The sequence below is a fragment of the Variovorax durovernensis genome (assembly GCF_977011995.1).
In genome coordinates this window covers 855,753-868,467 of sequence record NZ_CDRNCW010000002.1, presented here as the reverse complement: position 1 = coordinate 868,467, position 12,715 = coordinate 855,753, and the positions used below count along the sequence as shown (strand labels likewise).

Sequence of the window (12,715 nt, the reverse complement as noted above, 5' to 3'; positions counted from 1 at the left end):
AAGAACCATGACGCCATTCAATCGCCGCACCTTCCTGCGCGCCGCCGCCGCCAGCGCCGCGCTCGGTCCGTTCCCGCCCGCCATCCAGCGCGCGCTGGCCATTCCGGCCAACAATGTGACGGGCACCATCAACGACGTGGAGCACGTCATCATCCTGATGCAGGAGAACCGCTCCTTCGACCACTACTACGGCACCATGCCCGGCGTTCGCGGTTTCAGCGACCGCTTCACCATCCCGATGGCCTCGGGCAAGCCGGTGTGGATCCAGCAGGGCACGGCCGACGCGGTGCAGCCGTTCTATCTAGACGCCACCAAGGGCAACGCGCTGCGCGTCGGCGGCGCGCACGACTGGGGCGACCAGCAATCCGCATGGGACGGCGGGCGCATGGCGGCGTGGCCGAAGGCCAAGAGCACCAAGATCTCGATGGGCTATCTCCAGCAGTCCGACCTGCCGTTCCATTGGGCGCTCGCCAACGCATTCACGATCTGCGATGCGTACCACACCTCGATCCACACGGGCACCTTTACCAACCGCATGTTCCTGTGGAGCGGAACCAACGGCGCGAACGTCGCGGGCCAGGCCTGCGTCACCAACGCCAACTGGGGCGGCCTGGGGCCCTCGACAGACGGCCTGACGTGGACGACGTACCCGGAGCGCCTGCAGGCAGCCGGCGTGAGCTGGAAGGTCTACAACAGGCCAGGCAACAACAGCAACAACAACCAGCTGGTCGCATTCGCCTCCTACCGCGCCGTCGACGAGCAGCTGCGCGCGCAAGGTTCGCCGAACGTGGCGTACTCGCCAGCGATCGAGGCGCAGTCGCCGCTGTACAAGGGCTTCGGCAACACCATGCCGGACGGCGGCTACCTGCAGGCGGTGGCCGACGACATCGCCGCGGGCACGCTGCCGCAGGTCAGCTGGATCGTCGCGCCGGGTGCCTACAGCGAGCATCCGAGCATGTCGGTCCCGCAGCAGGGCGCCTGGTACATCCAGACGCTGCTGGACATGCTCACCGCGAATCCGGATGTCTGGAGCAAGACCGTGCTCATCATCAACTTCGACGAGAACGACTGCTTCTTCGACCACATGCCGCCGCCGGCGCCGCCCTGGCGCAATGCGGACGGCACCTACCAGGGCAAGTCGACGGTGGACATCGGCAAGGAGTACTACACGATGCCGGCGCCGCCCGGCGATTCGAGCCAGCGCACGCCCGACGGCAAGCCCTTCGGCGCCGGCGTGCGGCTGCCGATGCTCGTGATCTCGCCGTGGAGCGTGGGCGGCTGGGTCAACTCCCAGGTGTTCGACCACACCTCGACGCTGCGCTTCCTGGAGCAGCGATTCGGCGTGCGCGAGACCAACATCAGCCCGTGGCGCCGCACCGTGTTCGGCGACCTGATGTCGTGCTTCGACTTCCGCAATCCGAACGCGGCCAAGCCCGCGCTGGTGACGGCGCCGACCAAGGAGCAGGCGGACGCCACGTACACGCAGCAGGTGGCATCGCCCGGCGTGCCCGTTCCCGCCGCGGGCTCGGTGCCGCTGCCTTCGCAGGCACGCGCCGCGCGGCCCTCGCGCGCATTGCCCTACCACCTGCATACGAGCGCCAATGTCGACTTGGCCAACGGGCAGGCATGGCTCACGTTCAGCAACACAGGCACGCAGGGTGCGGTGTTCCATGTGTACGACGAGCTGAACCTCTCGCGCTATCCCCGGCGCTACACGGTGGAAGCGGGAAAGATGATCTCCGATGCATGGGCGGCGGTCGCGGACAACGCAGGCAAGTACAGCCTCTGGGTGCTCGGGCCGAACGGCTACCACCGGCATTTCAAGGGCGACCTGAGCACCCTGTCGAGCGGACCGAATCCGGAGGTGCGTGTGTGCTACGACCACGACGGCAACGAGATCCGCCTGACGATCATGAACATGGGCAACGCGCCGGCGACCGTGACAGTGAGCTCCAACGCCTACCGCACCGACGGGCCGTGGACCTACACCGTGGCACCCGGCATGCAGATGGAGCCATCGTGGAAGCTCGCGGGCACCAACAGCTGGTACGACTTCACGCTGACCATGGGCGACAGCTTCGAGCGGCGTTTCGCGGGACGCCTGGAGACCGGCAAGGACGGCGTGAGCGATCCGGCCATGGGCGTCGCCGCCGTATAGCGCGCGGCGCGGGCAGGGGGCTTACACATGGACATCATGATCGGTGGGCATCATCGCGTGCTTTGACTTCAGGCGACCAGAAGCCCCGGGAGACCTTGCAGTGACGCTCAACCAGATACGCGCATTCATCGCGGTCGCGCACGACGGCGGCTTCACCGCCGCCGCGCGCACGCTGGGCATGAGCCACAGCACGCTCAATTCGCAGATCCAGATGCTGGAGCGCGAATACGGCGCCGAACTGTTCTATCGCCGCGGCCGGCGCGTGGAGTTGTCCGCGCTGGGGCTGGAGATGCTGCCCCTGGCCAGGCGGATGATCGCGCTCGAAGGCGACATGAGCTCGCTGATGGACGAAAGTGGCAAGCTGCACCGCGGGTCGTTGAAAGTGGGAGCGGTGGGCCCCTTTCATGTCACCGAGATGATCGAGGCCTATCACGCGCTTTATCCCCGCATCAAGCTCTCCGTCACGCTCGGGAATTCCGAGGTCGTGCTGAGCGCCCTCGACAAATACGTGAGCGACGTGGCGGTGGTGGCGAGCTGGCTTCCTGACGAGCGCTACCACATACAGCTTTATGCGCGCTACCCGGTGATCGTGTTCGTGCATGTCGACCATCCGTTCGCGAAGCGCGAATCCATCGCGCTGAAAGAGCTTTCGGGGCAGCCGATGCTGATGCGCGAGCCGGGCTCGACCACCCGCAAGGCGCTCGAAGAGGCGCTCGCCAGGCAGCGCGTGACCGTTCAGATCGCGATGGAGATCGGAAGCCGCGAAGCGCTACGCGAAGCGGTCGCCAGGGGCCTGGGCGTCGGCACGGTTTCGCAGTCCGAATACGTGCCCGATCCGCGCCTGAGGCCCGTGCGCATAGAGGGCGACGTCGTCTCCACGCACATCCACGTGTGCTGCCTGCGCGAGCGACGGGACAGCCGTCTCATCTCGTCGTTCTTCGAGGCCATCGAGGCCCGCCCGCTGCGCGGCTGATGCTGCCTTGCCGGGTCAGGGCGCCGTATCGAACACGCCCTTGCGAAGCTTGAGGGCCACGTCGAAGAAGGACGCCAGCACACGGCTTTCGCGCCGGATCTGGAGGCAGTAGAGATAGGTTTGCGTCACGGCAGGATCGCCCTCGATGCGGACGGTGCGCAGGCGAGCGTCGGGGATGAACTCCGCTTCGGAGACTGCACCGATGCCGATGCCGCGCGCGGCCGCCTCCCGGATCGCCTCGCGGCTTCCGATTTCCATGGCGAGCTTCGGGCGGATGCCCGCGCGCTGAAGCACCTCGTCGAGCACGCGCCGGGTGCTCGAGCCGCTCTCGCGCTGCAGCAGCGGTTGCCCATGCAGCTCTTCCAGCCGGATCTGGCCGCGGTTGGCGAACGGGTGCTCGTGATGAACGAACAGGATCAGCGCATGCCGCGCATAAGGCGTCGCACTGAAGCCCGGAGCCTCGTGAAACCGGGCAAGCACGCCGATGTCGACGGCGTATTCCTCGAGGTCCTTGAACACGGAGGCCGAATTGCCCATGCGGATCGAAACATCGAGGCGCGGATAGCGCTTGCGGTAGGCATCGACCATCTCGATCACATGGAAGGGGCCGACCGCTCCGAGCTTGAGTTCGCCGGACTGCAGGTCGCCGCTGTCGTGCAGCAGGTTGTAGGAATCCAGTTCCAGCGACGCGATCTGGCGCGCAATGGGAAGAAGGCGCTCGCCGACATCCGTCAGCTCGATGCGGTGGCCCTGCCGATGAAAGAGCACCACGTTGTGCTGGCGCTCCAGGGCCTGTACCTGGGTGGTCAGCGTCGGTTGGCTCAGGCCCACGGCGCGCGCTGCCGCGCTGAAGCTTCCATGCTGGGCCACGGCGAGAAAGGCGCGGAGTTTGGCTGCTGACATCCATAGATTGTGTCAATAGAACCATGACAAATATGTGATTGGTTTGATATTCGGTTGTCATACGGCGTTCTTAGCCTTGAGGTATTCCCGAGCAACCTCCCATTCCCTTACACGAGCCCACCCATCATGAAAACCCTCTTTCGCCTGCGCCGCAGCCTGATTGCCCTGGTCCTTTCCGCGGGCGCCGCCATGCCCGCCCTGGCCGTGCAGCCGCTCACCATCGGCCTGATCCCCGCCGAAGACTCGCAGGCCATGATCGAGAGCAGCCGGCAGGTTCTCGACAGCCTCCAGCAGCAGTTGGGCATGCCGGTCAAGCCCTTCGTGGCGACCGACTACAACGGCGTCATCGAAGCGCTGCGGTCGAAGAAGCTCGACGTGGCCTACCTCGGCCCGTTCTCGTATGTGCTGGCCAACCAGGTCGCGAACGTGGAAGCCTTCGCGGTTGCAGTCACCAAGAAGACCGGCCAGAGCTCCTACAAGAGCGTGATCATCACGCGCAAGGACAGCGGCATCGCCAAGACCGCCGACCTGAAGGGCCGCACCTTCGCCTTCGTCGATCCGACCTCCGCGTCCGGCCACCTGTTCCCCAAGTCGGGCCTGCTGCAGGCCGGCTACGACCCCGAGACCTTCTTCAGCCGCGTCATCTTCTCGGGCTCGCACGACGCGAGCATCCTGGCCGTGGCCAACAAGAAGGTCGATGCCGCATCCGTGGCGGACCGCATCCTCGCCAGCGCCATCGCCAAGGGCCAGGTGAAGCAGGACGAGCTCGAGATCGTCTGGTCGTCGAATCCGATTCCCGAATCGCCGATGGTGTGGCGCAAGGATCTCGACCCGGCGCTGAAGGCGAAGATCGCCAAGGCCCTGGCCAACGTCAAGGACCTGCCGTGGGGCGACCAGGGCGTGCTCAACGGCTTCCAGCCGACCAACGACGCGGCCTACAACGTGGTTCGCGACACCGCCAAGGTGCTCAAGCTCGACCTGCGGAGCATGAAGTGATCCGCATCCGGCAACTCACCAAGCGGTATGGCGACAACGCCGTGCTGCGCGGTGTGGATCTGGACGCCGCCGCGGGCGAATTCGTGGTGGTTCTCGGCGAATCGGGTGCCGGCAAGTCGACCCTGCTGCGATGCGTGAACCGGCTGGCCGTGGCAGACGGCGGCGAACTGAAAGTCGACGGCATGGATGCGGTGCAGTGCGCGGACACGCGCGCGCTGCGCCAGCGCGTCGCGATGATCTTCCAGCACCACAACGTGGTGCCTCGGCTGAGCGCATTGAAGAACGTGCTGACCGGCCGCCTGGGCGCCGTGTCGACCCTTGCTTCGGTCATGCACTTCTTCAGCCGCGCGGACATCGATCTGGCGCACGAATGCCTGGGCCGTGTGGGCATGGCGCACAAGGCGCACGAGCGGACCGACTCGTTGTCGGGCGGGCAGATGCAGCGCGTGGGCATTGCCCGCGCGCTCGCGCAGCGCCCCCGGCTGATCCTTGCGGACGAGCCCGTCGCAAGCCTCGACCCGCAGACCTCGCGCAAGGTGCTGCAGTACCTGCACGACGCCTCGCGCGACCTGGGCATCACCGTGCTGTGCAACCTGCACCAGGTCGACTACGCGCGCGAGTTCGCCGACCGCATCGTCGGGCTCGCGCAAGGCCGCGTCGTGTTCGACGGCACCCCCCAGGCCATGGGGCAGGACGACATCGATCGCATCTACATGCCGCAACCCGCGCCCGACAGGAAGGATGCGGCCAGCCCCCTCGCGCTGTCGATGCCGCTGATGGCAAGCACCGGAGCAGGAACATGAAGAACCCGTCTACCCAATACGCCTGGACCGGGCCGCGCCCCGAGGGGCGTCGAAGCTGGTTCAACCTGCTCGTCGGTCTTTGCGTCGTCGGTTGGGCGCTGCAATGGAGCGCCAGCGGCGCCCAGCTCAGCTGGTCGGAACTCGCGGCGGGCCTGCCGCAGATCATCGATTTCCTGGGCCGGACGCTGCCGCCCGACACGCACATCCTGAGCCGGTTGCTCGCGCCCGCGCTCGAAACCGTGCAGATCGCCGTCTGGGGAACCTTGCTGGCCGTGCTGCCCGCCATTCCTCTTTCGTTCCTGGCCGCGAGAAACCTCCAGAGCAACCGATGGGTGTACCAGAGCACCCGACAGGCATTGAACGTGGTGCGCAGCATCAACGAACTGATCCTGGCGCTGGTGTTCGTCTCTGCCGTCGGCCTCGGGCCGTTCCCCGGCGTGCTGGCGCTGGCGCTTCACGGTGCGGGCATGCTGGGCAAGTTCTTCGCCGATGCCATCGAGGAGATCGACCAGGGGCCGCTCGAAGCCCTGCGGGCGACCGGTGCGCGGCCGTTGCAGGTCATCGTCTTCGGCGTGCTCCCGCAGGTCGTCACCGCCTGGATCGCGGTCGTGCTCTATCGCTTCGAGGTGAACCTGCGCTCGGCGACGGTGCTGGGCATGGTGGGCGCCGGCGGACTCGGGTTCGAACTGGTGAGCAGCCTCAAGCTCTTCCGTTACCCCGAGACGGCCACCTGCATCATCGTCATCACCCTCATGGTGATCATCGCGGACACGCTTTCAAGCCAGCTGCGCCATCGCATCCAGCGCAACGGGCGGCACTGAGAGGAGCCATCCACGGTCGCGGCTTCAAGTCAGTATTCCCGGAGTCTTCCGACGCAGGCCTGGCGCGAGCTCCATCGCTGCGGCCACGATGCGGAGATAATCCCCGCTGCACTTCAACGGCAAACAGATCCCGGTCCGGCGCAGCAAGCATTGCGTCCATGGCCGCTGGGTCCAAGGTCCCAACACCACCTCACAAGGGTCGGGAGAAGGGGCACCCGAGGTATTTCGTCAGAGAAATTCACAAAGGTAGACCATGAAAAACTCCCCCGCCGGGCACATCCCGGCAGCCGCGGCATTGCCGCGCGAAACCTCCGCCGCGCCGGTTTCACCCGAAGCATCCAGCGAAGAGCTCACAGGCTCTGAAATCCTCATCCGATGCCTTCAGGCAGAGGGTGTCACCTGCCTGTGGGGCTACCCAGGCGGCGCCGTACTTCATGTGTACGACGCCCTGCACAAACAGCGGCAGATCCAGCATGTACTGGTCCGGCACGAGCAATCGGCCGTGCATGCGGCCGACGGCTATGCGCGTGCCACAGGCCATGTCGGCGTGGCGCTCGTCACATCCGGACCGGGCCTGACCAATGCCGTGACCGGCATTGCGACGGCCTACATGGACTCGATCCCGATGGTCGTCATCAGCGGCCAGGTGCCGACCCGCGACATCGGGCAGGACGCGTTCCAGGAGTGCGACACGGTCGGCATCACGCGTCCGATCGTGAAGCACAACTTCCTGATCAAGGATCCGCGCGACATCGTGCAGACCCTGAAGAAGGCGTTCCACATCGCATGCAGCGGACGTCCGGGCCCCGTGGTGGTGGATTTTCCGAAGGACGTGTCGGCCAGCAGGATCATCCATGCGGGCTACCCGCAAACGCTGGAAATGCGGTCGTACAAACCCACGTTGCAAGGACACGGCGGACAGATCCGAAAGGCGCTGCAGCTGCTTCTGACCGCCAGGCGTCCCTACATCTACACCGGCGGGGGCGTGCTCCTGAGCGGCGCTTGCGATGAACTGCGCACGCTGGTCGATCGGCTGGGTTTCCCGGTCACCAGCACGCTCATGGGCTTGGGCGCATACCCGGCGTCGGATCCCAAGTTCCTCGGGATGCTGGGGATGCACGGCACCTGGGAGGCCAACAACGCCATGCAGGACTGCGACGTGCTGCTGGCCATCGGGGCTCGCTTCGATGACCGGGTCATCGGCAATGTGGAGCATTTCGCGCAAGGCAAGCGCAAGATCATCCACATCGATATCGACCCCTCGAGCATTGCCAAGCGCGTGAAGGTGGACATTCCCATCGTCGGGGACGTCAAGACCGTGCTCTTGGAAATGCTGTCCTTGCTCGATGCTTCCGAGGCGCGGCCCGCGCCGCAGGACATGGCGCAGTGGTGGTCGGCGATCGCGATCTGGCGCGCCCGGCGCTGCCTTGACTACGATCGCGACAATACATGCGTCATCAAGCCGCAGCGTGTCATCGAGACGCTGTGCAACATCACCCGCAATGAAGATGTCTACATCGCGTCGGATGTCGGACAGCACCAGATGTGGGCCGCGCAGTACTTCCGCTTCGAGGAACCGCGGCGCTGGATCAATTCAGGTGGGCTTGGCACCATGGGCGTGGGCATCCCCTACGCGATGGGCGTGAAGATGGGCAGACCCGACAGCGAGGTCTATTGCATCGTTGGCGACGGCTCCGTGCAGATGAGCACCAAGGAACTGTCGACCTGCCTGCAGTACGACACGCCGATCAAGATCGTTCTTCTGAACAACCGCTATCTCGGGATGGTCCGGCAACAGCAGCAGATCAGCCACGAGGGTCGATACAGCCACAGCTATCTCGACGCCTTGCCCGACTTCGTGAAACTTGCGCAAGCCTACGGCCACATCGGCATGCTGGTCGAACGCCCCGCCGATATCGAAGCTGCGCTGCAAGAAGCCCGGGCCTTGCGCGACCGTACCGTGCTTCTGGACTTCCGCATCGATCCGACGGAAAACGTTTTCCCCGTTGTGGAGGTCGGCAAGGGCATCAACCAGATGCTCCTGGGGAGCGAAGACCTTTGAGCAAGAACGCTCCTCGCCGACATCAACAACCTGCTCGGCAAGGAGTGTTCTCTGCCCGTTCCTGTAGCCAGCGGAGCAAGGCATCCTTGTCCATGGGCGCAGCGATGTAATAGCCCTGGCCTTCGTTGCAGTCCATGGCCAACAGAGCCTGCCAGGCCGCGGCGTCCTCGATGCCTTCGGCCAGCACGTGCAGGCCGAGCTTGCGGCCCAGTTGCACGACCATCTCGGCGATGCGCGCACCCTGGGTCTCGCTGAGCTGGCGCACGAAAGTGCCGTCGATCTTGATGCGATCCAGCGGCAGCCGCTCCAGGTAGCTCAGCGACGAATAGCCGGTGCCGAAGTCGTCGATGGCAATGGAGATGCCTTTGGCGCGCAGGGCGGTCAGCGTGGATTCGAGCAGTTGTGTGGGCAGCGCGGCCACGGATTCGGTGATCTCCAGCTCCAGGTGATGGCCCTGGAGCCGGCTGTGCGACAGCGCCGCGCACACGCTCTCGAAGAAGCCGGGGTCCTGCAACTGCACGGTCGAGACGTTGACGGCCATGCGCAGCGGCGCGCGTCCCGCGTCCAGCAGCTCGCGCATGGTCATGCAGGCCGTGGACAACACCCATTGCCCCAACGCGACGATCAGCCCCGAATGCTCGGCCACTGGAATGAACCTGTCCGGCGGCACCAGATTGCCGTCCTCGGCGCGCCAGCGCAGCAGGGCTTCCAGCCCGACCAGCGCACAGGTGTTCAGGTCGATTTGCGGCTGATAGACCAGGAACAGCTGCACGTTGTCGATGGCGGCGCGCAGGTTCGACAGCAGCAAGGCGCGGGCGCGGGCCTCGGCGCCCATGTGGCCGGAGTACTGCAGGTGCTGGCCGCGGTGGTCGCGCTTGGCGCGCTTCAGGGCAATCGTGGCGTCCTTGACCAGGTCGACACCGGCCTGCGCATCTTCCGGAAGCAATACGTAGCCGCAGGTCAGCGAGACCTTGTGCGGCACGCCGTCGACCGCCAGCGGCTGGCGCACGCATTCCAGCAATTGCGGCGGCGACACCTGGCCCACGGGGCCGAGCACGCCGAACGTGTCGGCGCCCAGGCGGGCCAGCATGACCTCGGCCGGCAATGCGTCGGCCAGCCGCCGGGCCACGGTCTCCAGCAGGCGGTCGCCGAAGCGGTGGCCCATGACATCGTTGGTGGCGCTGAAATCGTCGATGTCGACCAGCGCCAGGATGTGGTCCCGCCTGCCTTGCCGTGCACAAGCGTCGACCTCCTCGACGAAGTGGGTGCGGTTGGGCAGGCGCACCAGCGGATCGTAGTAGGCATATTCATGCAGCCGCTCCAGCAGGCCCCGGCTGTGCAGCAGCGTGCTGAGGTTGACGCAGAAGACGTCCAGCAGTTGCCGGTCGACGGTGCCGCGCAGTCCGGTGGTGTCGATGAAGACGGCCATGTCCTGCTCGTCCTTGCGACCGATGTGCAGGGCCAGCCCGCCTTCCTCGCCGTAGACATTGCAGCCGAGCGCCAGCGCCCGGCGCAGCAGGTGCAGGCCGGACAACTCGGGCAGCTCCGGCACTGCGTCCAGCGGCAGGTCGACGAGGCCGGAGAACCGGCCGGCCGCCGCCACCACGCGGTAAGGACTGCCCTGCTGCACGCCGGGTGCGCAGACCAGGCCGTCGCCGGCCGCATCCAGCAGCGCGGTGAGCTGCGTGATGATGCTGCGGGCGAAGGCGCGCAGGTCGGTCTCTTCCAGCAGAGAGGCGCTGGAGCGCACGATGAGTTCGAGGCTTCGGCTGTTGGCCTCGATGGCGCACAGCTGCTTGTAGGAACGCACGGCCGTGACGACCATGGCCAGCAGGCGGTCCTGGGTGAGTTCGGCCTTGGTCCGGTAGTCGTTGATGTCGTAGCGCAGCAGCGTGTCCAGCGCCGGCACATGGTCGGGGCCGCCTGTGCGCAGCACGATGCGTGTGTTGCGCAGGCCGGCCGTGTGGCGGATGAAGTCGACCAGGTCCAGCCCGGCTTTCGTGCTTTCCGTCACCACGTCCAGGATGACCACGGCCAGGTCGTGCTCGCGCAGCACGAGCGCGCGTGCCTCCTCGCCCGAGTACGCATGCACGAACACCAATGGCCGCTCGAACAGCGTGAGCCCTTGCAGCGCGTCGCGCGCTGCCGCATGCACGTCGGCGTCCTGGTCCACCACCAGAACACGCCAGTCGGGCAACGGGCCCTTCGCGCGGGCCGGCCCTCCCGGCTCAGCCTCGCGCCTCATGCGGGCTGCACGTGCACATGACCGGATGCGAGCGCGACCTGGTTGCGTCCGCCGCGCTTGGCGACGTACAAGGCTTCGTCGGCCAGGCCATAGGCGATGTCGAAGTTGCTGCCGCGCGGAAGCCAGCACACGCCGAAGCTGGCGGTGACACTGCTGCCGTCGGGCAAATCGAATGCGTACGCCTCGATGGCGCTTCGCAGCGTCTGCGCGACCTGCCCGCAGGTATCGCCGCGCTGCCCCGGCAGCACCACGGTGAACTCCTCGCCGCCGACACGGCCGATGTGCGCAGTCGCCGGCACCTCTGCCTTGAGACAGGTCACCACGGCCTGGATGACCCGGTCCCCCGTAGGGTGCCCGAAGCTGTCGTTGATGCGCTTGAAGTGGTCGATGTCCAGCACGATCAACGCGATGTCGCCGTCCGCGAAATGGCTGTTCACGATCTCGATGACGGCGGCCCGGTTGAGCACGCCGGTCAGGGGGTCGTGCGTGGCGCGGTATTCGAGTTCGGCGGCCAGTTCCTGCAGGCGCAGGTTCAGCTGGTTCATCTCGAGTTCGGCCCGATCGCTGCGTCGCACCAGCCGGCGCGTTTCGCGCAGGAGCCGCTCGTAGGCGGTGAGCAGGTCGCCCAGCGCCTGGTGGCAGGGTGCGGGCTGCGTCGTGGCGCAAACGTCATAGGCGGCGCGCGCGGCTTGCAGCGCCCGGCTCTCGGCGTCGAACAGATCCGGCGGTGCGGCGGTGTCCATTCAGCTCGACTTCACGGGATGGCTCGCGAAATCGATCGCGGGGAAGTCTTCGCTGAGCTCCTGGCCGAATTCGAGGATGGTGTCGTCGTCCTCGTCGTGGTACCAGTTCAGGGTCACGCGGTTGCCGGCCTCCACGGCGTCGTTGAGCGCCGCGATCAGGTTGAACAGCATCTTGGTGCTGGAACTGTTGAAGTAGGCCAATGCGATATTGACCTCGATCCGGGTGCCGTTCTGCTGGGCCAGGTAGTCCTTGAGCCGCGAGATCACCTCGCCGTAGAAGGCGGCTGCGTTCTCGGGGTAGGACTCGCCCCGCAGGCTGAGTGTCCGAGCGTCGAACTTGAAGTCCACCTGGGGGGAACTGGGCGTCGGTGCGATGTAGAGGTTTTCCATCTGTAATCTCGATTCGTTGCCGGGCTTGGGCGTGTCAGATCGCCGCCTTCAGGTAGAACACCGGGGCACCACCGTCGCTGTCCGCAGCGTCGAAATCGAACTCCAGCGGCTCGCGGGCGTCGCGAGCGACCGTGAGAAGTCCCATGCCAGCGCCTTTGCTGCCTTCGGGCGTTTCTTCGCGCAGCGTCTGGCGGTAGGCCTGCTTGATCTCTTCCAGCGTCATGCTGCGCAGCGTCTCCAGTTTCGCGCGCAGCGCATCGGCGATCTCGGGCTCCACGGGATTGGCGCAAAGCAGGAGGAAGCCGCCATCGCTCTCGCGGCGGATGCAGACCGAGCCGTGGCGCAGCTCGCCGCTGTCCGTGCTCGCGGCGGTCAGCGTATCGGCCGAGTAGTGAATGATGTTCTGCGCCATCTCCACGAACGAGGAGAACAGCCTTCGCCGGGTCGGGCCGGCCACGCCGGCCACCTCGAGCTGCAGCTTCACGGCGTCGGACATGGCGGCCACGATGTGCTGGGAAAAGTAGCCGACGTAATAGAAGATGACCTGGTGTTGGCGTGCCACGTTGAAGAAGGAACCGTACTTGTCGGCGATCTGAGGGAAGGGCATGGGTGATTCCCGTG

Annotated in this window: 11 protein-coding genes; 6 read left to right on the top strand and 5 right to left on the bottom strand. The window is 65.9% G+C overall.

The window, feature by feature from the left end; all coding sequences use genetic code 11:
• Positions 1-7 precede the first annotated feature (7 nt).
• The gene (locus ACWV14_RS36120; RefSeq protein ID WP_454908633.1) at positions 8-2,158 is read left to right on the top strand and encodes a phosphocholine-specific phospholipase C; all 2,151 of its coding nucleotides are present in this window, start codon (positions 8-10) and stop codon (positions 2,156-2,158) included.
• A gap of 100 nt (positions 2,159-2,258) precedes the next feature.
• Positions 2,259-3,131 (top strand): LysR substrate-binding domain-containing protein, encoded by an 873-nt coding sequence (locus ACWV14_RS36115; RefSeq protein ID WP_454908632.1) that lies wholly within the window; start codon positions 2,259-2,261, stop codon positions 3,129-3,131.
• Between the two features lie 15 nt (positions 3,132-3,146).
• On the opposite strand, the gene ACWV14_RS36110 is transcribed toward ACWV14_RS36115, so the two are convergent.
• Positions 3,147-4,034 carry a LysR substrate-binding domain-containing protein gene (locus tag ACWV14_RS36110; protein WP_454908631.1) on the bottom strand — a complete coding sequence of 296 codons (888 nt, stop codon included), beginning with the start codon at positions 4,032-4,034 and terminating at the stop codon, positions 3,147-3,149.
• 126 nt (positions 4,035-4,160) lie between these two features.
• Here ACWV14_RS36110 and phnD point away from each other — a divergent pair, with 126 nt between their 5' ends.
• The 4 genes from phnD (at position 4,161) to ACWV14_RS36090 (ending at position 8,716) form a co-directional block, all read left to right on the top strand.
• Entirely contained in the window at positions 4,161-5,030 is an 870-nt protein-coding gene (gene phnD, locus ACWV14_RS36105; protein WP_454908630.1) for a phosphonate ABC transporter substrate-binding protein, read from the top strand.
• The gene (gene phnC, locus ACWV14_RS36100; protein ID WP_454908629.1) at positions 5,027-5,833 is read left to right on the top strand and encodes a phosphonate ABC transporter ATP-binding protein; all 807 of its coding nucleotides are present in this window, start codon (positions 5,027-5,029) and stop codon (positions 5,831-5,833) included. Before phnD ends, phnC begins: the two co-directional genes overlap by 4 nt.
• Positions 5,830-6,654 (top strand): phosphonate ABC transporter, permease protein PhnE, encoded by an 825-nt coding sequence (gene phnE / locus ACWV14_RS36095; protein ID WP_454908628.1) that lies wholly within the window; start codon positions 5,830-5,832, stop codon positions 6,652-6,654. The genes phnC and phnE overlap by 4 nt, the downstream gene beginning before the upstream one ends.
• Positions 6,655-6,907: 253 nt before the next feature.
• Positions 6,908-8,716 carry an acetolactate synthase 3 catalytic subunit gene (locus ACWV14_RS36090; protein WP_454908627.1) on the top strand — a complete coding sequence of 603 codons (1,809 nt, stop codon included), beginning with the start codon at positions 6,908-6,910 and terminating at the stop codon, positions 8,714-8,716.
• Between the two features lie 22 nt (positions 8,717-8,738).
• Here ACWV14_RS36090 and ACWV14_RS36085 read toward each other — a convergent pair whose 3' ends face one another.
• Genes ACWV14_RS36085 through ACWV14_RS36070 form a run of 4 tightly spaced genes read right to left on the bottom strand, consistent with a single transcriptional unit; the run spans position 8,739 to position 12,701 of the window.
• Entirely contained in the window at positions 8,739-10,961 is a 2,223-nt protein-coding gene (locus tag ACWV14_RS36085) for a putative bifunctional diguanylate cyclase/phosphodiesterase (protein WP_454908626.1), read from the bottom strand.
• Entirely contained in the window at positions 10,958-11,704 is a 747-nt protein-coding gene (locus ACWV14_RS36080; RefSeq protein ID WP_454908625.1) for a GGDEF domain-containing protein, read from the bottom strand. Before ACWV14_RS36080 ends, ACWV14_RS36085 begins: the two co-directional genes overlap by 4 nt.
• Positions 11,705-12,094 carry a DUF1987 domain-containing protein gene (locus ACWV14_RS36075; protein WP_454908624.1) on the bottom strand — a complete coding sequence of 130 codons (390 nt, stop codon included), beginning with the start codon at positions 12,092-12,094 and terminating at the stop codon, positions 11,705-11,707.
• Positions 12,095-12,128: 34 nt separating this feature from the next.
• Positions 12,129-12,701 (bottom strand): SiaB family protein kinase, encoded by a 573-nt coding sequence (locus tag ACWV14_RS36070; RefSeq protein ID WP_454908623.1) that lies wholly within the window; start codon positions 12,699-12,701, stop codon positions 12,129-12,131.
• Positions 12,702-12,715: the final 14 nt, after the last annotated feature.

Coding starts and splice junctions, on each gene's coding strand:
- ACWV14_RS36120 (WP_454908633.1), top strand. CDS start 8: ATGACGCCATTCAATCGCCGCACCTTCCTGCGCGCCGCCGCCGCCAGC.
- ACWV14_RS36110 (WP_454908631.1), bottom strand. CDS start 4,034: ATGTCAGCAGCCAAACTCCGCGCCTTTCTCGCCGTGGCCCAGCATGGA.
- phnD (WP_454908630.1), top strand. CDS start 4,161: ATGAAAACCCTCTTTCGCCTGCGCCGCAGCCTGATTGCCCTGGTCCTT.
- phnE (WP_454908628.1), top strand. CDS start 5,830: ATGAAGAACCCGTCTACCCAATACGCCTGGACCGGGCCGCGCCCCGAG.
- ACWV14_RS36090 (WP_454908627.1), top strand. CDS start 6,908: ATGAAAAACTCCCCCGCCGGGCACATCCCGGCAGCCGCGGCATTGCCG.
- ACWV14_RS36085 (WP_454908626.1), bottom strand. CDS start 10,961: ATGAGGCGCGAGGCTGAGCCGGGAGGGCCGGCCCGCGCGAAGGGCCCG.
- ACWV14_RS36080 (WP_454908625.1), bottom strand. CDS start 11,704: ATGGACACCGCCGCACCGCCGGATCTGTTCGACGCCGAGAGCCGGGCG.
- ACWV14_RS36075 (WP_454908624.1), bottom strand. CDS start 12,094: ATGGAAAACCTCTACATCGCACCGACGCCCAGTTCCCCCCAGGTGGAC.
- ACWV14_RS36070 (WP_454908623.1), bottom strand. CDS start 12,701: ATGCCCTTCCCTCAGATCGCCGACAAGTACGGTTCCTTCTTCAACGTG.